The sequence below is a fragment of the Vibrio sp. 10N.222.52.C3 genome, from assembly GCF_041474195.1.
GTDB classification, from domain to species: Bacteria; Pseudomonadota; Gammaproteobacteria; order Enterobacterales; family Vibrionaceae; genus Vibrio; species Vibrio crassostreae_C.
Genome location: NZ_JBFRTQ010000022.1, coordinates 14,025 through 37,486 on the forward strand (window position 1 = coordinate 14,025; position 23,462 = coordinate 37,486).

Genomic DNA, 23,462 nt, shown 5'->3' on the forward strand with positions numbered 1-23,462 from the left:
TGGAGAACTCAATGAAATACGCATTAGGCCCTCTACTTTATTTTTGGCCAAAACAAGACGTTGAAAGCTTCTATGAGCAAGCGAAATCAAGCTCTGCCGATATCATCTACCTAGGTGAAGCGGTGTGTTCAAAGCGTCGTGAGATGAAAGCGAAACACTGGATGGACATTGCTAAAGAGCTGTCGGCTTCAGGTAAGCAAGTCGTACTTTCCACCATGGCATTGCTAGAAGCACCAAGCGAAGTCAACATCATGAAGAAGTACATCGATAACGGTGACTTTGCGATCGAAGCCAATGATGTGTCTGCAATTCAACTGGCCAGCGAAAGCAAAGTACCTTTCGTGGTTGGCCCGGCAGTAAACACCTACAACGCACGCACCCTGAACCTATTCTTGAAACAAGGCATGACGCGTTGGTGTATGCCGGTTGAGCTTTCTCGCGAATGGCTAAGCAACGTAATGACCCAGTGCGAAGAGCTAAATATTCGTAACAAGTTCGAAGTTGAAGTGTTTAGCCACGGCTACCTGCCGCTTGCTTACTCAGCACGCTGCTTTACCGCTCGCGCTGAAAACAAAGCTAAAGACGATTGCGAAACCTGCTGTATCAAGTACCCAACAGGGCTACAAGTAGAAAGCCAAGAAGGCCAATCAGTCTTCAACCTTAACGGTATTCAGACGCAATCAGGCTACTGCTACAACCTAGTCAATGATTTACCGAACATGCACGACCTGGTTGATGTGGTTCGTTTAAGCCCTCTCGGTATCGATACCTTCTCTGAAATCAATAACTTCAGAGCGAACGAGCAAGGTCAAAAACCGATGAAGATTGAAAGCCGCCAATGTAATGGTTACTGGCATCAGCTTGCAGGTTTAGACGTTAAGAACATCTAGTTCCTCGCATTGGACTAACCAGCAACAGATACAAAAAAGGTCTAGCGTTCGCTAGACCTTTTTAATGCGACTTAAGAAACACGGCCTATGCCGTCGCTGTTTCCATCGGTGAGGCATCGAGCTTCTTTAAGCCTTTGTAGAGCATTACCATCACCACCACACTTAGTGCGATGTTAGACAGTGGGTACGCAATCCAGATCCCCGGCACACCATACAACTTAGGCATAATGTACAAGAACGGTAGTTGGATAAGCATATTACCTATAGTCACAAACATCGCCTTGCTGCCCTTGTTCACCGCTTGATAGTAAGCAGCTGCGACTACCAAGAAGCCATCCAGCGCCAGTGCAAACATGTGAAGGCGAATACCCAACACGGTGTACTCAACCAACTGAGGTTCGTCTGAGTTAAATACTGATACAAACTCACGTGGGAACGCATTGAGAAGCAGCACGAACGCCACACCAATCAATACCGAACTCATCATCGCAATCTTAAGTAGCTTGCGGATGTTTGCTTGGTTACGCGCACCATGGTTGTAGCTCACCAATGGTTGCATGCCGTTGGCGATACCTTCAGCCGTGAGATAATAAACCGTCACGATGTAGCCCAAAATCGCGTAAGCACCGATCATCAACTGGTCGCCATATTGAGAGAACAACGCATTGTGCAACGCCACCATCATCGAACCATAAGCGTACATAAAGAAGCTTGATGTACCAATGGCGAAGATTTGTGGAATCACATCCAGCTTCAATCTCAACTCATTCCAACGTAAACGTAGGTTTGCTCGACGCGAGAAGAAGTAAGCCAAGCCGAGAGCCGTTACTACAAACTGGGCAATCGCTGTTGCTAATGCTGCACCCATCAACTCCCAGCCATAGAGAGCGATAAACAGGTAATCGAGCACGATATTAATCACCGCACCAACGATCATCAGTATCGTCGCTAAGTTCGGACTGTCATCGTTACGCAGTAGAAACGGCATCGCGATCGAACCTAGCGTGAAGACACTAGCACCAATCAGAATATGTAAGTACTGCAGACCAAGTTCATACACTCGCCCTTCAGCGCCCTGCCAAAGCAAGAAGTTATCAGCAAACAAGAACAGCAATGCAGAGACAATAGGCGTTATCGCTAACAACAAGGTTAAGCCCGTTGCTAAGATCTGCTTAGCGCCTTGAGTATCTTTTTCACCTTGGCGAATCGAGACAAGCGCACCTGTGCCCACACCCACCAACATACCAATACCAAGAATCGAACCAATCACAGGCCACGCAACATTGATACCTGCAAGTCCATCAGCCCCAACATAGCGGCCAATGAAGATGCCATCCACCACTTGGTACAGGCCATTAACCAACATGGCCGCCACGGTAGGGATTGTGTATCGCCAAAATTGACGACTAATTGAGTTACTCATTTCTTACTCTACTTTCATTTGTGAGTCGCATATCAACAAGATATGACTCGAAAAATTAGTTAACAAGGCTAACTAAATATCTAAATTATTTACTTTAAAGCTTTATTTAATAATAGGTTTAACTGCTGAGATTCTTGCTCAGACAAACGGCTTTCCAGTATCTGTGCCATGACCTGATAGATCTTACTTTCTTCTTCCAAGCCGACTTCCGCTTTGCTGGTCAGTACGACCAACTTAGACCTCGCATCTTCGAGCGAAGCTTTACGCTCAACGAGACCTTTTCTCTCTAACCTTTGAACCATAGTAGTTGCTGAAGGCTTGGTTACTTGCATTTCAATCGCCAGATCTGTCAATCGGATCGGTTCAAGAGAGGCTTGAATGACCTTCAAATAGTCATATTCATTGAAGCTCAATTGGCAAATAGGATCTTCATTTACCTGAGTGCGCCATATCTTAGAGGCGAAGCGCTCAATCTTTTCTAAATTCTGGTTCAGCATATTCACCTAATCAAAGAATGGCATTTAGTTAGCAAGACTAACTATTTTAGTGTTGTTTAAATAAAAAGCAATCAAAACGAGATGAAGATCATAAAAAATGAGCATAAAAAAACCGCTGACAGACAGCGGCTTTTCGGAATCAAAATGTGTTGCTTACTTAGCGTTGGCTTCTTCTTCGGCCTCAGCCAGCTTAACTTGCGCTAAGTGCTCAGCTTTAAGTGTGGTGAAGATACGGCTTAACTCTAAGAAAGAGTAACGATGTTCTACGTATTCATACACGTTAAAAGAAACCGCTAACTTGTACAAAGAGATAGCATTCGCGTAATCACCATTCATATGGTAACGCTTAGCAAGGTAGAAGTACGTCTCTGTTAGACGCTGCGCAAGTAACGTGTTGTCACGAGTACCGGTTAAGATCGCCTTGAAAGCCTGCTCTTCAGTAATGTCATCAAGCATAATCGCGACTAATACCCAACCCCACTGCTCATCACGGCTCTCGTAACGTTTTTGCAATTCAAGCTTAGCCTGCTCTGGCGTCAGCTCATGCTGAATGATGTACAACCACAGAGCGCGAAACGGATCGCTAGGATCGTCGGCATAGTGCTTCATCATCTCTTCATTGGCTAAGTCGTAACGCTCGCCATAGTAAAGCGCGATAGAGCGGTTCCTTTCTGCGTAAGAGTTTGCAGGATCAAGCTCTAACGTAGAATCAAAAGATTCATAAGCCGCATCAAACTCCCCTACCTGCGTAAAGTAAACACCCAAAAGATTGAAGATATCAGGTTGAGCAGGGTTCAATGAAAGAGATTGGTTGAAGTCGAGACGCGCGAGATCACGCAGGCCAACACTGTCGTAGTAGTTACCACGTTCAAACAGCATCTTAGCTCGAACTTCATCGTTCAAATCTGGGCGCTGTAATAACTGACTAAGACGTGCAATTTGAACTTCTTGCTGAACGCTTGGTTGCAGTGGCACAGCCATCGGTGGATAAACCCAACTTGAGGTGTTATCTGATGTTGTCGCACAACCTGTTAGTACAAGCAGTAAACACATACTCGCGGTTTGAAACCATTTCACAAATAATTACTCCTGTTATGACCGCAATAAAAAAGGGGAGCGATATGCTCCCCTTTATAACATGCTTTGTTGACGATAGGTTAGAAATCACTAAAAAGCGATATCACCATCGACACACTGAGAATTACTCAGCAGCAGGTGCTTCGCCTTCAGCTGGCGTTTCAACTGCTTCTTTCATGCTTAGACGTACACGGCCTTGACGGTCAATTTCAAGAACCTTAACAGGAACTTCTTGACCTTCAGTTAGGTAGTCAGACACTTTCTCAACGCGCTTGTCAGCGATTTGAGAGATGTGTACTAGACCATCTTTACCTGGAAGGATAGTAACGAATGCACCGAAGTCAGCTAGACGAGCAACTTTACCTTGGTAAATGCGGCCAACTTCAACTTCAGCTGTGATCTCTTCGATACGACGGATAGCTTCTTTAGCAGCTGCGCCTTCAGTAGCAGCAATCTTGATTGTGCCATCGTCTTCGATTTCGATTGTAGTACCAGTTTCTTCACAAAGAGCACGGATAACTGCGCCGCCTTTACCGATAACATCTTTGATCTTATCAGAGCTGATTTTCATTGTGTGGATACGTGGAGCGAATTCAGAGATATCTTCACGAGCACCAGAGATAGCTTCATCCATTACAGAAAGGATGTGCTTACGTGCACCTTGCGCTTGGTTAAGTGCAATTTGCATGATCTCTTTAGTGATACCTTCGATCTTGATGTCCATTTGAAGTGCAGTGATACCAGCGTTAGTACCTGCTACTTTAAAGTCCATGTCACCTAGGTGATCTTCGTCGCCAAGGATGTCAGAAAGAACAACGAAATCGTCGCCTTCTTTAACAAGACCCATTGCGATACCCGCAACAGAAGCTTTGATTGGAACACCAGCATCCATAAGAGCTAGAGATGTACCACATACAGAAGCCATTGAAGAAGAACCGTTAGATTCTGTGATTTCCGATACAACACGAACTGTGTATGGGAATTCTTCAACAGAAGGCATTACTGCTTGGATACCACGTTTAGCAAGCTTACCGTGACCAATTTCACGACGCTTAGGAGAACCAACGAAACCAGTTTCACCTACACAGTATGGAGGGAAGTTGTAGTGTAGAAGGAAGTTGTCTTTCTTCTCACCCATCAGGCTGTCGATGATTTGAGCATCACGTTGTGTGCCAAGCGTTGCAGTAACAAGTGCTTGAGTTTCACCACGAGTGAATAGAGAAGAACCGTGTGTACGTGGAAGAACACCAGTACGTACGTCTAGCGCACGAACCATGTCTTTTTCACGGCCATCGATACGTGGGTTGCCAGCGATGATGCGGCTACGTACTACGTTTTTCTCTAGAGAACCAAGCATGCCGCGGATTTCGCGCTCATCTAGGTTTTCGTCTTGTGCAATTAGAGCTTCAACAACGTCGTTCTTGATTACGCCAACTTGCTCGTAACGAGCCATTTTCTCAGTGATCTGGTACGCGTCAGATAGACGAGTTTCAGCAAGTTCAGCAACTTGAGCTTTAAGCTCAGTGTTAACTGCTGGTGCTTCCCAGTTCCAAGATGGAGTTGCAACTTCAGCAGCAAACTCGTTGATTGCTTTGATTACAACTTGTTGTTGGTCGTGACCGTAAACAACAGCTGAAAGCATTTCTTCTTCAGATAGGTTATCTGCTTCAGATTCAACCATAAGTACTGCGCCTTCTGTACCAGACACAACTAGGTCTAGTTTAGAGTTTTCAAGCTCAGTATTTGATGGGTTAAGAACAAGTTCGCCGTCGATGTGACCAACACGTGCAGCACCGATAGGACCATTGAATGGAGCACCAGAGATAGCAAGCGCAGCAGATGTTGCGATCATAGTGATCATGTCTGGGTTTACGTCAGGGTTGATAGAAACAACCGTAGCGATAACTTGAACTTCGTTTTTAAACGCACTTGGGAAAAGTGGACGAATTGGACGGTCAATCAGACGAGCTGTTAGTGTTTCGCCTTCAGATGGACGACCTTCACGCTTGAAGAAACCACCAGGGATTTTACCCGCAGCGTATGTACGCTCTTGGTAGTTTACTGTTAGTGGGAAGAAGTCTTGACCTGCAACTGCTTCTTTCTTAGCAACAACAGAAACGAATACTGAAGTATCGTCCATAGTCGCCATTACAGCAGCAGTAGCTTGACGTGCAATTACGCCCGTTTCTAGAGTAACGGTGTGGTTACCGTACTGGAACGATTTTACAACTGGTTTTTCAAACATTGTATATCCTTAGCTCTAAAGTCAGACTTTAGATTAAGTGAATAATGACTCAAGACATTACCAATCGCGACTAGTGAAAAGGGACTTAGGATGGTGACTCTTTGTATGTGTTCATACGCCGAATTAAGACCAAATCCGCCTTTGAATAGTCGCGACCTATTGGCCGACATCTGTGACTGTAATCTCTTGAGAGGTTGATTGCCAAACGCTGAAAACGCTATAGGCGGGCGTAGTATAAACTATTTTTATTAGGAGATATATTTCCTATCAGAAAAAGCCAGATGATATTCTGAGCATCCAGCCTAGCATTTTCTTACAGGCACAAAAAAAGGAGCATAAATGCTCCTTTTCTTCAAACTGTCTTTGCAGACATCGCTATTAGCGACGTAGGCCTAGACGCTTGATTAGGTCTTGGTAACGAGCAAGGTTTTTGCCTTTCAAGTAATCAAGAAGCTTACGACGGCTAGAAACCATACGTAGTAGACCACGACGGCTGTGGTGATCGTGTTTGTGCGCTTTGAAGTGACCTTGTAGGTGGTTGATAGAAGCAGTAAGTAGTGCTACTTGTACTTCTGGTGAACCTGTGTCGCCTTCAGATTGTGCGTATTCTGCAACGATTGCTGCTTTAGTTTCTGCATTCAGAGACATAATTCTCTCCTGATAAGAGTAAGTTTATATTTGTAGCAGCCAATCTCTGATTCAGCCGCTACGCGAGCCGAGGATTATAGGGAAGTTTGTCAGTTGGTGCAATAACAATCGAACCCATTAAAAACGAAAAAAGCGAACCACCTAAATTAGGCGTTCGCTTTCTATCTTATTTGCTCGCTTTTCACGACTCAGCGCTAAGATCCGATGTAAGCGCTACGCTTGTGGCTCTTCATCTCTGAAAACAACCAAACGCTTCGGTGCAACTCGGCCATCTTCAGCAATCTGAGCTACGCCGACAAACAGCTTCTCTTCGCCACTTGTCATACGAACCGTGCCTTCAGTTGGCGCACCAGCAACCTGAACTGGCATACCGTGCTGAACTAGGTCAGTCAGTTCCGCATTCAAATTAACTTCAGGTAAATCTTCTACAGCCGTGTCCATTGGCATTAGCAATGGATCAAGCAACTCTTTCGGTGCAATTTCTTGCGCCTGTGCTTGCTCTAGGATCTCGTTTAACTGCTCCAAAGTCACCATACGCTCGTATGGGTACTTTGCGACACCTGTACGACGAAGCATGGTCACGTGAGCACCACAACCTAGCATCTCACCAAGATCGTCGGTAATTGTGCGGATGTATGTGCCTTTCGAACAATGCACTTCCATTTCAACTTCATCACCTTCAAAGCGAAGCAGTTCAATAGAGTACACAGTGATCTTACGAGACTCACGAGGAACCTCAATACCTGCACGTGCGTATTCGTACAAAGGCTTACCTTGATACTTCAATGCCGAAAACATTGATGGTATCTGATCGGTTTCACCCTTGAAGCTCGCAATGCAACGTTCAAGCTGTTCTTGAGTCACGTTAACATCACGTGTCTCTACCACTTCACCATCAGAGTCAGAGGTATTGGTACGCTCACCAAGCTTAGCGATAACAACGTAGCGCTTATCAGAATCTAGAAGAAACTGAGAGAACTTCGTTGCTTCACCAAGACAAATTGGCAGCATGCCAGTCGCAAGAGGATCCAGAGCACCGGTGTGCCCTGCCTTCTCTGCAAAGTAAATACGCTTTACTTTTTGCAGTGCATCATTAGACGAAATGCCAGTCGGCTTATCTAATAGAATTACCCCGTTGATAGGGCGACCTTTACGACGGCGAGCCATTACTCTTCGCCCTTAGACTGAGCTTCGTCAGTGCGGCCAGCTTCTTCTTGCTTACGCTTATCATCGTTCAGAACTTCACTTACTAGGTTAGACATACGCATGCCTTCTACTAGTGTGTTGTCGTAAGTAAAACGAACTTCAGGCGTTAGACGGTGGCGAATACGCTTACCAAGAGCCATACGAACTGGCACTTCATGCTCTTTAAGAGCTTTAAGGCATGATTCAGGAGTTTGCTCACCAACACACAGGAAAGTCACGAACACTTTTGCGTAAGCAAGGTCACGAGACACTTCTACGTCTGAGATAGTTACCATACCAATACGTGAGTCACGAACTTCACGTTGTAGGATAAGAGCAAGCTCTTTTTGAAGCTGCTGAGACACACGTTGTGTGCGGCTAAATTCTTTTGACATTTTCTTTTCTCACTTAGAAAGATGGGGGGCTTGGTAATTACCAGCCCCCCATGGTGTATTCAACAACCGATTACTTATTACCTTTACTAGTAATGTTAGTAACCTTAGTCAATATGTCGAGTCGTACAGACTGATTAGTCTAGAGTACGTTTAACCTCAACGATTTCGAATACTTCGATCTGGTCACCAACGCGAACGTCGTTGTAGTTCTTAACGCCGACACCACACTCGTAACCGTTCTTAACTTCTTGTACGTCATCTTTAAAGCGACGAAGTGACTCTAGTTCACCTTCGTAGATAACAACGTTTTCACGAAGTACGCGGATTGGGTTGCTACGCTTAATCGTACCTTCAGTCACGATACAACCAGCGATTGCACCAAGTTTAGGCGACTTAAATACGTCACGAACTTGTGCAAGACCAATGATCTCTTGACGGAATTCAGGAGCAAGCATACCGCCCATCGCCTGTTTAACTTCGTCAATTAGTTGGTAAATGATTGAGTAGTAACGTAGATCTAGGTTTTCGTTCTGAACCGTGTTACGCGCAGTTGCGTCAGCACGAACGTTGAAACCAAGGATGATAGCGTTAGAAGCTGCAGCAAGCGTTGCATCAGTTTCAGTAATACCACCAACACCAGAACCTACGATGTTCACTTTCACTTCGTCAGTTGACAGTTTCAGTAGAGAGTCAGCAATCGCTTCTACAGAACCTTGAACGTCAGCTTTAAGTACCACGTTAAGCTCAGCAACTTCGCCAGCCGTCATGTTCGCGAACATGTTCTCTAGTTTCGCTTTTTGTTGGCGAGCTAGTTTAACATCACGGAATTTACCTTGACGGTAGTTCGCAACTTCACGTGCTTTACGCTCATCACGTACAACAGTCGCTTCATCGCCTGACGAAGGAACACCAGAAAGACCTAGAATTTCTACAGGAATAGATGGACCTGCAGTTTCGATGTCTTTACCGTTTTCATCACGCATTGCACGAACACGGCCGTACTCTTGACCACAAAGAACGATATCGCCTTTGTTTAGAGTACCAGACTGTACTAGTACTGTTGCAACTGGACCACGACCTTTATCAAGACGAGATTCAACAACAACACCAGACGCCATGCCTTCTTTAACCGCTGTAAGTTCAAGAACTTCAGACTGAAGAAGGATAGCTTCTAGAAGACCATCGATGTTTGTACCCTGTTTAGCAGAGATGTGAACGAAGATGTTCTCACCACCCCACTCTTCAGGGATAACGTCGTATTGAGCTAGCTCATTCTTAACGTTGTCTGGGTTTGCACCCTCTTTATCGATCTTGTTCACAGCAACAATCAGAGGAACGCCTGCCGCTTTCGCGTGCTGGATTGCTTCGATTGTTTGTGGCATTACGCCATCGTCTGCTGCAACTACAAGTACAACGATATCTGTCGCTTGAGCACCACGAGCACGCATAGCTGTAAACGCCGCGTGTCCAGGAGTATCAAGGAAAGTGATCATACCGTTGTCAGTATCTACGTGGTAAGCACCAATGTGCTGCGTGATACCGCCAGCTTCGCCAGAAGCAACGTGTGCTTTACGAATGTAATCAAGTGTTGAAGTTTTACCGTGGTCAACGTGACCCATGATAGTAACAACAGGAGCACGACCTTCAGCGATAGCATCGCTATCACGGTCAGCTAGTACTGCTTCTTCAAGTTCGTTTTCTTTACGTAGGATTACCTTGTGACCCATTTCTTCAGCAACAAGTTGTGCTGTTTCTTGGTCGATCACTTGGTTGATAGTCGCCATAGCGCCCATCTTCATCATTACTTTGATAACTTCAGTTGCTTTAACTGACATTTTGCTAGCCAGTTCAGAAACAACGATAGTTTCGCCGATAGCAACGTCAGATTTAGCAACAGTTGCTGACTTATCGAAGCCTTGCTGCATTGAAGTTGGTTTAGCAAGCTTACCTTTACCGCCACGACCACGCTGGTTACGACCACCACGGTTGTTTGCAGGTTGGTTAGCAGGAGCTGCTTTCTTCTTGCGACGACGAGGTGCTTTCTCATCTTTCTTATCTGCCGCATCTTCAGCTTCACGAGCGTAAGTAGAAGTAGTCACATGGTAATCCGCAGATTTCTCTTGCTCTTTCTTCTTCTTCTCTTCTTCAGACCAACGTTCTTGGTTCTCTTCTGCTAACTTACGAGCTTCTTCAACAAGCTTAGCTGCTTCAGCTTCTGCTTTACGAGTTGCTTCTAGCTCTTGACGAGCTTTAAGTTCATCCGCTTCTTTTTTCGCTTGTGCGTTAGCGTCTGCATTTTTTGAATTCATGTCTTTTTTAGCCTTTTCAGCTTGTGCGCGTTGAGCCTTCTCTTCAGCTTCACGTTTTGCATCCGCTTCACGTGTTACTTTTTCTTCAGCTTCGCGCTGTGCTTTCTCTGCAGCATCACGTTTCGCTTGCTCTTCAGCATCGCGTTGTGCTTTCTCTTCCGCTTCACGATTAGCTACTTCCTCAGCTTCACGTTTCGCTTCATCTTCAATAGTGCTGCGCTTCACGTAAGTACGCTTTTTACGTACCTCTACTTGAACATCCTTACTCTTACCGCCTCCAGCGGCAACACTTAGCGTGCTGCGGGTCTTGCGTTGAAGAGTTAAACGAGTCGGTTCTGTTTCGCCTGAAGTATCGCCGTGCTCCTTTTTAAGGTGCGTTAGCAATGTTTGCTTCTCTGAATCAGTCACTTGATCCGACCCTGCTTTCTTCATGCCTGCATCAGCAAGTTGTTCAATTAAGCGGTCAACTGGCGTACCAATCTCTTCACTCAGTGCTTTAACTGTTAATTGTGTCATACCGCTTTCTCTCCTTGCTGAATTATTCTTCGTCGCCGAACCAACAGATGTTACGCGCAGCCATAATTAGCTCGCCTGCACGCTCTGCAGTTAGGTCTTCGATACCTTCTAGTTCATCAACGCCTTGGTCAGCTAGGTCTTCCAGTGTCGCAACGCCTTTTGCTGCTAGCTTGTAAGCCATTTCACGCTCAAGACCTTCAAGTGCAAGTAAGTCTTCAGCAGGCTCAACACCGTCGAAAGTTTCTTCTTTCGCTAGCGCTAGAGTAGTCAGTGCGTCTTTTGCGCGGTTACGTAGTTCTTCAACGATACCTTCGTCTAGACCGTCTACTTCAAGAAGCTCGTTCACAGGAACGTATGCTACTTCTTCAAGCGTAGAGAAGCCTTCTTCAACAAGCATTTGAGCAAAGTCTTCTTCAATGTCTAGGTGCTTCATGAAGTTTTCAATAGAAGCAACTGCTTCTTCTTGGTGCTTCTTCTCAAGATCAGCAACAGTCATTACGTTCAGTTCCCAACCAGTAAGTTGAGACGCTAGACGTACGTTTTGACCGCTACGGCCAATCGCTTGTGCTAGGTTATCCGCTTCAACAGCGATATCCATAGAGTGTGCGTCTTCATCAACGATGATTGAAGCAACATCAGCAGGAGCCATTGCGTTGATTACGAATTGAGCCGGGTTATCATCCCAAAGAACGATATCAATACGCTCACCACCAAGATCGTTAGAAACAGCTTGTACACGTGCGCCACGCATACCAACACACGCACCAACTGGGTCAATACGTTTGTCGTTTGTTTTCACAGCGATTTTAGCACGAGAACCAGCGTCACGTGCAGCACCTTTAAGTTCAATTAGCTCTTCACCAATCTCAGGCACTTCAACACGGAATAGTTCAGCTAGCATTTCTGGCTTCGAACGAGTAACGAAAAGCTGGAAACCACGAGCTTCTGGTTTAACTGCGTAAAGAAGACCACGAACACGGTCACCTGGACGGAAGTTTTCACGAGGAAGTTGGTCATCACGAAGGATTACCGCTTCAGCGTTGTTACCTAGGTCTAGAATAATAGTGTCACGGTTAACTTTCTTAACTGCGCCAGTTACTAGCTCGCCTTCGTTATCGATGAACTGCTCAACGATTTGAGCGCGTTCAGCTTCACGTACTTTCTGTACGATAACTTGCTTAGCCGTTTGAGTCGTAATACGGTCAAACGTTACTGATTCGATATCATCTTCAATGAAACCGCCAAGTTCGATCTCTGGGTCATCGTACTTTGCAGCTTCAATAGAGATTTCTTTTGTTGGGAATTCAACTTCCTCAACAGCTTCCCAACGACGGAAAGTTTCGAAATCACCCGTTTTACGGTCAATTTCAACACGAACTTCAATTTCTAGTTCGCTTTTCTTTTTTGTTGCCGTTGCAAGCGCGATTTCAAGCGCTTCAAAAATACGCTCACGAGGAACTGCTTTCTCATTTGAAACAGCTTCTACTACCGCCAAAATTTCTTTGTTCATTAATCTAGCCTCTTAAGCTCTTCTCTCTAGGAGAACTAAAATTTAGGGATCAGGTTAGCTTTCGCAATATTGCTCAGGACGAATTCTTCTTCTTGTCCTTCAACCAATACTTTCACTGTCTCGCCTTCGATAGATTGGATATCACCTTTCCATTTACGACGGTTGCCGACAGCCATTTTCAAAACGATGCTTACCTCGTGACCAATAAATTGTTGGTAATGCTCTGCTTTGAACAGTGGTCTCTCTAAACCTGGTGAAGACACTTCAAGGTTATAAGCCACTGAAATTGGATCTTCAACGTCCATTACGGCACTTACTTGGTGGCTAACTTCAGCGCAATCATCTACATTGATACCGTTTGGTGAATCGATGTAAATACGTAGCGTTGAGTGCTCACCAGCACGAATAAATTCTAATCCAACTAACTCATAACCTGATGCTGCTACTGGAGCGTCAAGCATTTCAGTAAGTTGTCTTTCTAAACCAGTCATTTAACCACTCCAGAAACAAAAAAAGGGCTCAAAGCCCAATTTAAATTCCAAGCAAACATTATCTAAATACATTTACAAATGCTTAGATAACAAAAAACCCCGTATAAGCCGGGGTTTTTGTTGCTGGACCCTTATATGTTAAGTGCCATCACATTCGATATCGCACCTAACTCACAGTGAGGTTCACACTGTGCAAACTTGCTACCAATACAAGCTATATAATAGCATTGAAATTGGTTGCGGGAGCCGGATTTGAACCGACGACCTTCGGGTTATGAGCCCGACGAGCTACCAAACTGCTCCATCCCGCGTCCGACTTGCGAGCATTATACGCCCAACAAGATGTTTTACAAGTTTGTAAACATGGTGCCGAGAGAGGGACTCGAACCCTCACACCCTAAGGCACTAGCACCTCATGCTAGCGTGTCTACCAATTTCACCATCTCGGCATCAAATCTTTACAGATTATTGTGGGATTTCGTCGCCTTGCGCCGGAACTTCACTCACTGCATCATCAGCTTGTTGAATCACCTGACCTTGGGTCGGGTCAATCCATTGTGACTCAGTTTTATGTGTAGACATATTACCAAGCACTAAGCTAAGGATAAAAAATGTAGTTGCAAAAATTGCAGTCATTCGGGTAAGGAAATTTCCTGAGCCACCAGCACCAAACACAGTGTTTGAAGCGCCAGCACCGAAAGAGGCTCCCATATCTGCGCCTTTACCTTGTTGAATCAACACTAGGCCAATTACACCAAGCGCTGCCAACAGGTAAATCACAAGTAGAACTGTAAACATTTTTCCACCTATGTTCCTAATTGTTGAGCCAGCGCCGTTCAAAAAACTATTTTTAAGAACAAGGCTAGCGACCTCCTAACTGAAGGCCGAGCAATACTAGCGAATGCGACGATGGCTGACAAGGAGAATTTGCTAAAAAATAAGCCTTTACTAAGTGAATGGTCAAAAAAAGGTCAAAAGCGACACAAAACTCATTTATGTCTCTTTTGACCGTTATATCTTTTGACCGTGATATAAGTCAACCACTTCTAATCACAAGCGCTATTCGCTGCGCCAGCTAAGTAAAAGGTTAAATTAGCAGTTTGCTTTTACTGCATCTGCAATCTTAAGCGCTGATGCTTGAACAAGCTCTGCATCTTCGCCTTCAACCATGACACGCAGTAGTGGCTCGGTACCAGACTTGCGTAATAGTACACGGCCTTTCTCGCCAAGCTCTGCTTCTACTTCAACAACCGCTGCTTTTACCGCTTCGGCTTCTAGTGGGTTTGAATCTCCGCTGAAACGAACGTTTTCTAGAACTTGAGGGTACAACGTCATGCCCTGAGACAACTCATTCAGTGTCATTTCGCTATCAACAACTGAAGCCAAAACTTGCAGAGCAGCAACGATAGCATCACCCGTCGTCACTTTATCTAGTAGGATAACGTGCCCCGAGTTTTCAGCGCCGATCTTCCAGCCTTTAGCAAGAAGCTGTTCCATTACGTAACGGTCACCAACAGCAGCACGTACAAACGGAATACCTAACTGCTTAAGGCCGTTTTCCATACCCAGGTTGGTCATTAGTGTACCAACAACGCCGCCTTTCAACTCACCGCGACGCAGTGCATCACGAGCAATAATGTAAGCGATTTGGTCGCCATCAACTTTGTTGCCTAGCTCGTCAACCATGATGATACGGTCACCATCACCATCAAAGCCAAGACCTAATGCCGCTTTTTCTTCAAGCACTTTTGCTTGCAGAGCACGTACATCCGTCGCACCGACTTCGTGGTTGATGTTAGTACCGTTTGGCTCAACACCAATCGCAACGACCTCAGCACCCAGTTCTTTAAATACAGCAGGCGCAATGTGGTAAGTCGCACCATGTGCACAATCGATAACGATCTTCATGCCAGCTAATGTCATTTTATGTGGGAACGTACTTTTACAGAACTCGATGTAACGGCCAGCCGCATCGTTCAAACGTACTGCTTTACCTAGCTCTGAAGAATCAACACATTCGATGTCTTTATCCAACTCTGCTTCAATTGCCAACTCGATATCGTCCGGCAGTTTTGTTCCCTCAGAAGAGAAGAACTTGATACCGTTATCGTAGTATGGGTTGTGTGATGCAGAGATAACAATACCGGCTTCAGCGCGGAAGGTTTGAGTTAGGTAAGCCACAGCAGGTGTTGGCATTGGGCCAGTAAACGTAGCCTGAAGACCAGCAGCAGCAAGGCCAGCTTCTAGCGCTGACTCAAGCATGTAACCAGAGATACGAGTATCTTTACCAATGATGACTTTCTTTGTGCCTTGCTTCGCAAGAACACGACCCGCAGCCCAGCCAAGCTTCAGAACAAAATCAGGTGTAATCGGGTACTGGCCTACTTTGCCACGCACACCATCTGTGCCGAAATAACGTCTTTTATCAGACATAGTGATTTTCCTTAATTATATTTAGTGATTGTTGTTCATCACTTCGATTATTTTCATCGCTTCCAGTGTCTCCTCGACATCATGAACGCGAATAATTTGTGCGCCTTTCATCGCGGCAATCGTCGCGCAAGTGACGCTTGCGACCATGCAGTCGGCCGGAACCTTGTCTAGCAATTTAAAGATCATCGATTTTCTCGACATCCCCGCTAAAACAGGTAAGCCTAACGAATGAAGCTTTTCAAGGTGCGCTAATAGGTGGTAATTATGCTCAATGGTTTTACCAAAACCAAAACCAGGATCCAGAATCAGCTGATCTTTTGATATACCAACAGCCTCACAAGCCTCCACCCTTTCTTTTAAGAACGCTTCAACATCCATTAGGACATCATCGTAATTAGGGTTAGCTTGCATGGTTCTTGGCTGACCTTTCATGTGCATCAGGCAAACGGGCACATTAGCATCGGCGGCCGCTTCTAAAGCTCCGGGCTCTTGCAGTGCGCGCACATCATTGATCAAATCAGCCCCCGCTTCAACGGCTTGGCGCATCACTTCAGCTTTACTGGTATCAATGGAGATCCACACATCAAACTTAGCGCGAATTGCTTTAATGGCAGGAATAACGCGAGCGAGCTCTTCTTCTAAAGGAACGTCAGGCGCTCCCGGGCGAGTTGATTCACCACCAATGTCAATAATGCTAACACCAGCTTGAATCATTCGCTCTGCTTGCAGTAAAGCATTATCTAATGAATTGAATTTTCCGCCATCAGAGAAAGAGTCAGGCGTAACATTGAGGATACCCATCACATGTGGGCGGTCTAAAACGAGCGTTTTATTATGTGCTTTTAATATCATGGAAGGTGGGTCTTAAAGGTAAAAACATCTAGGGCTAGAAACAGAAAAACCCTGAGCGTACTCAGGGTTTTAATTTATAACTTAGCGATTAAGAATCTTTGTTTTGAGCATCATCTGTTTCAGATTTAACTTCTTCAACTTTCGACTCTTCAGCTTTTGGTTCCGCTTTAGCTTCTTCTGCCTTAGCTTCAGGTTTTGCTTCTTCCTTTGTAGGTTCAGCTTTTACCTGATCACCCCAACCAGCTGGATCACGAATCTCTTGCTTACGCTCCATCAAGTCATCAATTTGACCTGCATCGATCGTTTCGAACTTCATTAGAGCGTCTTTCATCGAATGCATGATATCCATGTTATCTTCAAGAATCTTCTTAGCTCTATCGTAGTTACGGTCGATAAGGATACGAATCTCTTCATCGATAAGCTTAGTCGTGTCATCAGAAACGTGCTTAGCTTGGCTCATGCCGCGACCTAGGAAAACTTCACCTTCTTCTTCTGCGTAAAGAAGAGGACCCAATTTCTCAGAGAAGCCCCACTGCGTAACCATCTTACGAGCAATATCAGTTGCACGTTCGATATCGTTAGACGCACCAGTTGACACTTTGTCTTTACCGTAAATAAGTTCTTCAGCAAGACGACCACCGTACAGGCTAGAAATCATAGACTCTAGATGTTGGCGAGACATGCTCACACGATCTTGCTCTGGCAAGTACATGGTTACACCAAGCGCACGACCACGTGGAATGATTGACACCTTGTACACTGGATCGTGTTCAGGTACCAAACGACCAACAATTGCGTGACCCGCTTCGTGGTAAGCCGTTGACTCTTTCACTTCTTCAGACATAACCATTGAACGGCGCTCTGCACCCATCATAATTTTGTCTTTCGCAAGTTCAAACTCAACCATAGATACATTGCGCTTGTTACCACGAGCAGCAAATAGCGCCGCTTCGTTCACAAGGTTCGCAAGATCTGCACCAGAGAAGCCTGGAGTACCACGAGCGATCAGCGACGGTTCAACATCACCTGATAGTGGCACTTTACGCATGTGTACTTTAAGAATCTGTTCACGACCACGTACATCCGGTAGACCAACCACAACTTGACGGTCAAAACGACCAGGACGAAGTAATGCAGGGTCTAGTACGTCTGGACGGTTAGTCGCAGCGATAACGATAATACCTTCGTTACCTTCGAAACCATCCATCTCAACCAACATTTGGTTCAGTGTTTGTTCACGTTCATCGTGACCACCACCAACACCAGCGCCACGTTGACGACCTACAGCATCAATTTCATCGATAAAGATGATACAAGGTGCCGCTTTCTTCGCTTGTTCGAACATGTCACGCACACGAGATGCACCAACACCAACAAACATTTCAACGAAGTCAGAACCAGAGATAGTAAAGAACGGTACTTTCGCTTCACCGGCAATCGCTTTTGCAAGCAATGTTTTACCCGTACCAGGAGGACCAACCAACAGGATACCTGTCGGGATCTTACCACCTAGCTTTTGGAAGCGGCTTGGGTCACGAAGGTAGTCCACAAGCTCTTTCACGTCTTCTTTTGCTTCGTCACAACCAGCAACATCAGCAAACATGGTTTTGATTTGTTCTTCGCTCATCATTCGAGCTTTACTCTTACCGAAAGACATCGCGCCTTTACCGCCGCCGCCGCCTTGCATTTGACGCATGAAGAAAATCCATACACCAATCAGTAAGATCATTGGGAACCATGAGATGAAGATAGTGCCAAGCAGGCTCTGCTCTTCAGGTGGTGTACCCTGAACTTTTACGTTTTGATTAATTAAGTCATCAAGTAGCTTTTGATCATAAACAGGCATGTAAGTTACATACTTAGAACCACCACCACGACGTGTGAAAGTGATTTCGCTGTTATTGAACTGTGCGTCTTGAATCTGGCCTTGGCCAACTTCCTGTACAAACGTGGTGTAATCTACTGCTCTGCCGTTACTTTCCCCAGGGCCGAAGCTCTGGAATACCGACATCAACACTACAGCGATAACAAGCCACAGAATTAAATTTTTTGCCATGTCACTCAAGGTGTAAGCCTCTCGATAACTAATTGTAATTAAAGGTAGGGTACTACAGTTTGTAACCTGTAGCCATGTTGTTAACTCTCACTCTTGGAAGAGAATCGTTAACCTTTGTAACCAGTGGCTACGATAAACACTTCACGAGATCGAGCTCGAGAAGAGTCGGGTTTTCTAACTTTTACTGTTTTAAACATCTCGCGGACGTCCTTAACGTATTGGTCAAACCCTTCGCCTTGGAATACTTTTACAACAAAACTACCATTGGTAGCTAGAACTTGTCGACACATATCCAAAGCTAATTCAACTAAATACATAGCTCTTGGCTGATCCACAGAATTGTTGCCTGCTATATTAGGTGCCATATCTGACATCACGACATCAACCATGTTTGGTTGTATACGTTCCAACAAGGCATCTAGCACAGCTTCTTCGCGGAAATCGCCTTGTAAAAAGCTAACACCAGCAATCGGATCCATTGGTAACAAGTCACACGCAATGATTTGTCCGTTGTCTCCAACAATCTTAGCAGCATATTGAGACCAACCGCCAGGTGCTGCACCCAAATCCACAATGGTCATCCCAGGAGACAGCAATTTATCTTTCGTTTGAATCTCTTCCATTTTGAAATAAGCACGTGAACGATAGCCTTTCTTTCTTGCTTCATTTGCGTACTTGTCGTCGAAGTGTTCCTTCAACCAACGGCCTGAACTGGCCGAGTGTTTCTGTTTGCTCATTGGATACCTAAATTGGAGGAAAGTACTAATTGCTGAATAAATTATAGTCTTCAGCTTTAGATGGCGTTAAAATAGGTTTTTTCAACCCTAATAGTAAAGAAAATTGGCCGCGTAATGAACCTAAGTACCAAACAAAAGCAGCATCTAAAGGGCCTAGCTCACAGTTTAAAACCTGTTGTGCTAATGGGCGCAAATGGACTTACTGAAGCTGTTCTAGCGGAAATCGAATTAGCTCTAGACCACCACGAACTGATCAAGATTAAAGTTGCATCAGAAGACCGTGAGACTAAGCAACTGATTATCGATGCAATTGTACGTGAAACTAAAGCTGAGAAAGTACAGACTATCGGTAAAGTTCTAGTACTGTTCCGCCAGTCAGAAGCACGTAAAATCGAGATTCCACGTAAATAAGCGAGTTTGATATAAGCTAACTTCACTAATAGGAAGCCACAGCGCTTATCTTTTAGTGTAGCGTGAGAAACGAAAAAGGTCGCATTTAGCGACCTTTTTACTTATCAGAAACAAAGAAAATTCAATTAGATATATTCTACTTTGTCGATTTCGAAGTCTTTGTCACCACCAGGGGTAGAGATCATGACTTCGTCGCCTTCCATTTTACCGATAAGACCGCGAGCAATTGGCGATTTCACAGAAATGCGACCCGTTTTGATGTCTGCTTCGTCTTCTGAAACGATTTGGTAGCGGAACTCATCATCGGTATCCACATCAATCAGTGTCACTGTCGTACCAAAGATAATCTTGCCCGTATTATCCATTTGCGTTACATCGATGATCTGAGCCAGTGATAGCTTATATTCAATATCACGGATCTGAGCTTCACAAATACCCTGCTCTTCACGAGCGGCGTGGTATTCAGCATTCTCTTTCAGGTCACCTAGTTCACGTGCTTCACCAATAGCTGCTGAGATAACAGGGCGTAGCTTAAGTAGGCGATCTAATTCGTCACGTAGCTGCTGAGCGCCACGTACTGTCATTGGAACCTTTTCCATTTTTTACCTCTATGCCAAAGCTTTCTTTGGCCAACATAAATACACCCAACGTATTTATTGGATGATAGAAACAAAACGATTTGGCTTAGTGTAAACAAACTTTATGGCTAAATCACCTTTATTCCACTTTGCGTTATAAAAGCTTTATCTAGGTCTAAATTACAGACATCACAAAAATGAATAATAACCTCCCCATCAATAAGTGGAGAGTTAAATACCTAAAAAAACAAAAAACAAACAAAATAAACACAGATCACACTTTTATAAAATACACTCAAAAACAACAACTTAAACAAAAAAGGATATAATAAAACAGTGTTCATTTTTTAGTTTTATATCATTTTACTAACTGACCATGGAACTTTAGAGGTAAAAAGTAACCCATGGATTGCACTGGCATTTTCAGACTTCTGTTCTAATCATGATTATGAAGCCTGATTAATACAGGCAATACACAAAAGGGTTCAAATCCTTAATAAAACTTCTATGGACAGTAATTAGGAAATAATAACATGAACAAGACTATGATCGCGCTTGCTGTATCTGCTGCAGCTCTTGCTACTAACGCAGTGGCAGCCGACGGTAAACAAGCTGGTGATATTGCCGGCACTTCTGTATACAGCTCAAACGGCACTTCTCTAGAGATCGGTGGTCGTGCGGAAGCTCGTCTATCTCTAAAAGATGGCAAAGCTGAAGACAAAACACGTGTACGTCTTAACTTCCTAGGTAAAGTTGAAATCCAAGACGGCCTATACGGCGTTGGTTTCTACGAAGGCGAATTCACAACTGCTGAAAACGGTGGTGCTACAGACAGCAACAGCGACAGCATCACAAACCGTTACACATACGCTGGTATTGGCGGTACATTCGGTGAAGTTACATACGGTAAAAACGACGGTGCGCTAGGCGTTATCACTGACTTTACCGATATCATGTCTTACCACGGTAACTCAGCAGCAGATAAAATTGCTGTAGCTGACCGTACTGACAACATGCTTTCTTACAAAGGTCAATTCCAAGACCTAGGTGTTAAAGCAAGCTACCGCTTCGCTGACAGTGATGGCGGCAAAACAAACGGTGAATTCAACGACAACGGCAAAGATGGCTACTCTCTATCTGCTATTTACGCAATCGGCGATTCTGGCGTTAAACTAGGTGCTGGTTACGCAGACCAAGATCAATCTAACGAATACATGCTTTCTGCATCTTACCGCATGAGCGATTTCTACTTCGCAGGTGTATTCACTGATGGTGAAAAGCAGGCGACGGATTCAAATGGCGATGAGTACAGCAACAAATCTGTAGACTACACAGGTTACGAATTCGCAGCAGCATACACACTAGATAAAACTGCATTCACGCTAACGTACAACAATGCAGAAACTGACGGTGAAACTTCTGCAGATAACGTTGCAATCGATGCAACTTACTACTTCAAGCCTAACTTCCGTACTTACATCTCGTACAATTTCAACCTAATCTCTGAAAATGATACGATCGGTACAACAAACCTAGCTTCTAACGGCAAAGCAACTTCTGCTCAAGCTGAAGACGAAATCGCTCTAGGTCTACGTTACGACTTCTAATTCTGATTATCTAATTGATTAATTAGTTAATTGAGAATCAAAACGCCCGCTATCTAGCGGGCGTTTTTTATATCTGTATACTGAAAACATCAGCCACCCAAGAAATCTTCTATGCGCCTTCTATCCACACTACTGGTATGTAGTTTTTCCATTAGCGCTTTCTCAGTTAACGCTTTCGCTTACCCCCCTCTAGATAAACTGCCTGATGGCAGTAGCACCAGTGTAATTTTGGAATCCCTGAAAGGCGATTCAAACAAACTAAATTCCAATAGTGATGGCTTCTATCCACCCGCCAGTACTTTGAAGCTGGTGACAGCTTTGGCGGCTAAGTTGGAGTTAGGGGATGACTTTCACTACACGACCAGCATTGTTCGTTCTGGCAATGATTCGATCATTTCATTTAGTGGCGACCCAACGCTGCAACGAGAACAGCTTAAAAGCCTTTTGGCTCAATACGCTAAGTCTCAATCAAGAGCCATCAAAGGCAACTTATACCTCGATAACTCGGCTTATACCGGCTATCAGCGAGCGGTGGGTTGGCCTTGGGACATTCTAGGGGTTTGTTACAGCGCGCCTTCTAGTGCAATGACCTTAGACAGCAACTGCGCACAAGCCTCTATTTATACAAAAGATAATGGTGCGACACGCGTTTATATTCCCGCTCACTATCCGATAGACGTGACGACCACCGCTGCCACGGTAACTCGCTCTGGGCAGAAGGCAACACAATGCGACTTGGAACTCATCACCACACCAGATAACGCTTACAAGCTCTCTGGTTGCTTGGTTGAGCGTAAAAAGCCACTGCCACTCAAGTTCGCGATTCAAAATCCAGAACTTTACACCTATCAAGTCGTTACATCGCTTCTCAAAGAACTGAAAATAGAAGTAAAAGGTGATGTGATTATTGGTAAAAAAGCGCAAGCAGACAAAACCACGTTAGTCGCTAGTCACAACTCAGAAAAGCTTCCTGAACTGCTCGATATCATGCTCAAGAAGTCGGATAACCTTATCGCAGATAATCTAACTAAAACGCTAGGAGCGACATTTTATGTTCAACCGGGTAGCTTCAATAACGGTACTGAAGCGATAAAGCAGATACTGCTGACCAAGGCTAATATTGACCTCAGTAAAGCGCAGCTCGTCGATGGTTCAGGGTTATCCAGAAACAACCGAATGAGGTCACAGACCATGGCTCAAGTGCTTCGTTATATCTGGGAAAACGATCAACAGCTCAACCTGATTGAGGCTATGCCTACATCTGGCACTGATGGAACGCTCAAGTACCGTCCAAGCATGAGAAAAGCGCCGATTCAAGGCAACATTATCGCCAAGAGTGGTTCTCTATACGGCAGTTACAACATGGCGGGATACGGATTAGATAAAGCGGGAAAACCAAACTCTCTGTTTGTGCAATTTGTCCGTGATTACTTCCCTGAAGAACAAGATCCAGACAAACCAGTGGAAGCACCTATCACCCAGTTTGAGCGTGCTTTCTACAAAGATGTGGTCGAGTTCAGTCAAACACAAAGCAAATCGAAGTAATGCTTAGCTCTGTGTAAACTTCTACTCAAACAATAAAAATGGCGCTAAAGACCTTAA

The 23,462-nt window shown here is 44.7% G+C and carries 20 protein-coding genes and 2 tRNA genes; 4 read left to right on the forward strand and 18 right to left on the reverse strand.

What is annotated here, in order from left to right; translation table 11 throughout:
- Positions 1–11 precede the first annotated feature (11 nt).
- Positions 12–890: a U32 family peptidase gene (locus tag AB4517_RS03190; RefSeq protein WP_017059237.1), complete on the forward strand. Its 879-nt coding sequence runs from the start codon at positions 12–14 to the stop codon at positions 888–890.
- Positions 891–975: 85 nt separating this feature from the next.
- On the opposite strand, the gene AB4517_RS03195 is transcribed toward AB4517_RS03190, so the two are convergent.
- The 17 genes from AB4517_RS03195 to rlmE form a co-directional block, all read right to left on the reverse strand.
- The gene (locus AB4517_RS03195; RefSeq protein WP_372147881.1) at positions 976–2,313 is read right to left on the reverse strand and encodes an MATE family efflux transporter; all 1,338 of its coding nucleotides are present in this window, start codon (positions 2,311–2,313) and stop codon (positions 976–978) included.
- 89 nt (positions 2,314–2,402) lie between these two features.
- The gene (locus AB4517_RS03200; RefSeq protein WP_229647644.1) at positions 2,403–2,810 is read right to left on the reverse strand and encodes a MarR family winged helix-turn-helix transcriptional regulator; all 408 of its coding nucleotides are present in this window, start codon (positions 2,808–2,810) and stop codon (positions 2,403–2,405) included.
- A gap of 153 nt (positions 2,811–2,963) precedes the next feature.
- Positions 2,964–3,887, reverse strand: a complete 924-nt coding sequence (nlpI, locus tag AB4517_RS03205; protein WP_372147882.1) for a lipoprotein NlpI — start codon at positions 3,885–3,887, stop codon at positions 2,964–2,966.
- 124 nt (positions 3,888–4,011) lie between these two features.
- A complete protein-coding gene (pnp, locus tag AB4517_RS03210; protein ID WP_017059234.1) occupies positions 4,012–6,132 on the reverse strand; it encodes a polyribonucleotide nucleotidyltransferase in 2,121 nt (706 codons plus the stop codon).
- A 378-nt stretch (positions 6,133–6,510) separates the two neighbouring features.
- Positions 6,511–6,780: a 30S ribosomal protein S15 gene (rpsO, locus tag AB4517_RS03215; RefSeq protein WP_010436144.1), complete on the reverse strand. Its 270-nt coding sequence runs from the start codon at positions 6,778–6,780 to the stop codon at positions 6,511–6,513.
- Between the two features lie 213 nt (positions 6,781–6,993).
- Entirely contained in the window at positions 6,994–7,947 is a 954-nt protein-coding gene (gene truB / locus AB4517_RS03220; protein WP_017059233.1) for a tRNA pseudouridine(55) synthase TruB, read from the reverse strand.
- The gene (gene rbfA / locus AB4517_RS03225) at positions 7,947–8,360 is read right to left on the reverse strand and encodes a 30S ribosome-binding factor RbfA (RefSeq protein ID WP_017059232.1); all 414 of its coding nucleotides are present in this window, start codon (positions 8,358–8,360) and stop codon (positions 7,947–7,949) included. Before rbfA ends, truB begins: the two co-directional genes overlap by 1 nt.
- A gap of 134 nt (positions 8,361–8,494) precedes the next feature.
- Positions 8,495–11,185: a translation initiation factor IF-2 gene (gene infB / locus AB4517_RS03230; RefSeq protein WP_017059231.1), complete on the reverse strand. Its 2,691-nt coding sequence runs from the start codon at positions 11,183–11,185 to the stop codon at positions 8,495–8,497.
- A gap of 22 nt (positions 11,186–11,207) precedes the next feature.
- Positions 11,208–12,695: a transcription termination factor NusA gene (nusA, locus tag AB4517_RS03235; protein WP_017059230.1), complete on the reverse strand. Its 1,488-nt coding sequence runs from the start codon at positions 12,693–12,695 to the stop codon at positions 11,208–11,210.
- Between the two features lie 35 nt (positions 12,696–12,730).
- Entirely contained in the window at positions 12,731–13,186 is a 456-nt protein-coding gene (gene rimP / locus AB4517_RS03240; protein ID WP_004738265.1) for a ribosome maturation factor RimP, read from the reverse strand.
- Positions 13,187–13,420: 234 nt separating this feature from the next.
- Positions 13,421–13,497: transfer RNA gene (locus tag AB4517_RS03245), tRNA-Met, on the reverse strand.
- A 53-nt stretch (positions 13,498–13,550) separates the two neighbouring features.
- Positions 13,551–13,635, reverse strand: a tRNA-Leu gene (locus tag AB4517_RS03250).
- A 16-nt stretch (positions 13,636–13,651) separates the two neighbouring features.
- The gene (secG, locus tag AB4517_RS03255; protein WP_017059392.1) at positions 13,652–13,984 is read right to left on the reverse strand and encodes a preprotein translocase subunit SecG; all 333 of its coding nucleotides are present in this window, start codon (positions 13,982–13,984) and stop codon (positions 13,652–13,654) included.
- 294 nt (positions 13,985–14,278) lie between these two features.
- Positions 14,279–15,619 carry a phosphoglucosamine mutase gene (glmM, locus tag AB4517_RS03260; protein WP_017059393.1) on the reverse strand — a complete coding sequence of 447 codons (1,341 nt, stop codon included), beginning with the start codon at positions 15,617–15,619 and terminating at the stop codon, positions 14,279–14,281.
- A gap of 21 nt (positions 15,620–15,640) precedes the next feature.
- Positions 15,641–16,471, reverse strand: coding sequence for a dihydropteroate synthase (folP, locus tag AB4517_RS03265; protein ID WP_372147883.1), 831 nt, complete (start codon positions 16,469–16,471; stop codon positions 15,641–15,643).
- 88 nt (positions 16,472–16,559) lie between these two features.
- Positions 16,560–18,527, reverse strand: coding sequence for an ATP-dependent zinc metalloprotease FtsH (gene ftsH, locus AB4517_RS03270; RefSeq protein WP_017068905.1), 1,968 nt, complete (start codon positions 18,525–18,527; stop codon positions 16,560–16,562).
- Between the two features lie 107 nt (positions 18,528–18,634).
- On the reverse strand, positions 18,635–19,264 hold the full coding sequence (gene rlmE / locus AB4517_RS03275; RefSeq protein ID WP_017059396.1) for a 23S rRNA (uridine(2552)-2'-O)-methyltransferase RlmE: 630 nt from the start codon (positions 19,262–19,264) through the stop codon (positions 18,635–18,637).
- 114 nt (positions 19,265–19,378) lie between these two features.
- Here rlmE and yhbY point away from each other — a divergent pair, with 114 nt between their 5' ends.
- The gene (yhbY, locus tag AB4517_RS03280) at positions 19,379–19,675 is read left to right on the forward strand and encodes a ribosome assembly RNA-binding protein YhbY (RefSeq protein WP_004738252.1); all 297 of its coding nucleotides are present in this window, start codon (positions 19,379–19,381) and stop codon (positions 19,673–19,675) included.
- Positions 19,676–19,800: 125 nt separating this feature from the next.
- Here yhbY and greA read toward each other — a convergent pair whose 3' ends face one another.
- Positions 19,801–20,274: a transcription elongation factor GreA gene (greA, locus tag AB4517_RS03285; protein WP_017059397.1), complete on the reverse strand. Its 474-nt coding sequence runs from the start codon at positions 20,272–20,274 to the stop codon at positions 19,801–19,803.
- Positions 20,275–20,786: 512 nt separating this feature from the next.
- On the opposite strand from greA, the gene AB4517_RS03290 reads away from it, so the two are divergent.
- Together AB4517_RS03290 and dacB are read left to right on the forward strand one after the other, a co-directional pair.
- The gene (locus tag AB4517_RS03290) at positions 20,787–21,860 is read left to right on the forward strand and encodes a porin (RefSeq protein ID WP_372147884.1); all 1,074 of its coding nucleotides are present in this window, start codon (positions 20,787–20,789) and stop codon (positions 21,858–21,860) included.
- A gap of 111 nt (positions 21,861–21,971) precedes the next feature.
- Positions 21,972–23,405, forward strand: a complete 1,434-nt coding sequence (gene dacB, locus AB4517_RS03295; RefSeq protein WP_372147885.1) for a serine-type D-Ala-D-Ala carboxypeptidase — start codon at positions 21,972–21,974, stop codon at positions 23,403–23,405.
- Positions 23,406–23,462 lie beyond the last annotated feature (57 nt).

Excerpts from the sequence above, each read along its gene's own strand:
- AB4517_RS03195 (WP_372147881.1), bottom strand. The coding sequence starts at position 2,313 with ATGAGTAACTCAATTAGTCGTCAATTTTGGCGATACACAATCCCTACC.
- rbfA (WP_017059232.1), bottom strand. The coding sequence starts at position 8,360 with ATGTCAAAAGAATTTAGCCGCACACAACGTGTGTCTCAGCAGCTTCAA.
- truB (WP_017059233.1), bottom strand. The coding sequence starts at position 7,947 with ATGGCTCGCCGTCGTAAAGGTCGCCCTATCAACGGGGTAATTCTATTA.
- infB (WP_017059231.1), bottom strand. The coding sequence starts at position 11,185 with ATGACACAATTAACAGTTAAAGCACTGAGTGAAGAGATTGGTACGCCA.
- pnp (WP_017059234.1), bottom strand. The coding sequence starts at position 6,132 with ATGTTTGAAAAACCAGTTGTAAAATCGTTCCAGTACGGTAACCACACC.
- ftsH (WP_017068905.1), bottom strand. The coding sequence starts at position 18,527 with ATGGCAAAAAATTTAATTCTGTGGCTTGTTATCGCTGTAGTGTTGATG.
- AB4517_RS03290 (WP_372147884.1), top strand. The coding sequence starts at position 20,787 with ATGAACAAGACTATGATCGCGCTTGCTGTATCTGCTGCAGCTCTTGCT.
- glmM (WP_017059393.1), bottom strand. The coding sequence starts at position 15,619 with ATGTCTGATAAAAGACGTTATTTCGGCACAGATGGTGTGCGTGGCAAA.
- dacB (WP_372147885.1), top strand. The coding sequence starts at position 21,972 with ATGCGCCTTCTATCCACACTACTGGTATGTAGTTTTTCCATTAGCGCT.
- AB4517_RS03190 (WP_017059237.1), top strand. The coding sequence starts at position 12 with ATGAAATACGCATTAGGCCCTCTACTTTATTTTTGGCCAAAACAAGAC.
- rlmE (WP_017059396.1), bottom strand. The coding sequence starts at position 19,264 with ATGAGCAAACAGAAACACTCGGCCAGTTCAGGCCGTTGGTTGAAGGAA.
- nusA (WP_017059230.1), bottom strand. The coding sequence starts at position 12,695 with ATGAACAAAGAAATTTTGGCGGTAGTAGAAGCTGTTTCAAATGAGAAA.
- yhbY (WP_004738252.1), top strand. The coding sequence starts at position 19,379 with ATGAACCTAAGTACCAAACAAAAGCAGCATCTAAAGGGCCTAGCTCAC.
- rpsO (WP_010436144.1), bottom strand. The coding sequence starts at position 6,780 with ATGTCTCTGAATGCAGAAACTAAAGCAGCAATCGTTGCAGAATACGCA.
- folP (WP_372147883.1), bottom strand. The coding sequence starts at position 16,471 with ATGATATTAAAAGCACATAATAAAACGCTCGTTTTAGACCGCCCACAT.
- rimP (WP_004738265.1), bottom strand. The coding sequence starts at position 13,186 with ATGACTGGTTTAGAAAGACAACTTACTGAAATGCTTGACGCTCCAGTA.
- secG (WP_017059392.1), bottom strand. The coding sequence starts at position 13,984 with ATGTTTACAGTTCTACTTGTGATTTACCTGTTGGCAGCGCTTGGTGTA.
- greA (WP_017059397.1), bottom strand. The coding sequence starts at position 20,274 with ATGGAAAAGGTTCCAATGACAGTACGTGGCGCTCAGCAGCTACGTGAC.
- AB4517_RS03200 (WP_229647644.1), bottom strand. The coding sequence starts at position 2,810 with ATGCTGAACCAGAATTTAGAAAAGATTGAGCGCTTCGCCTCTAAGATA.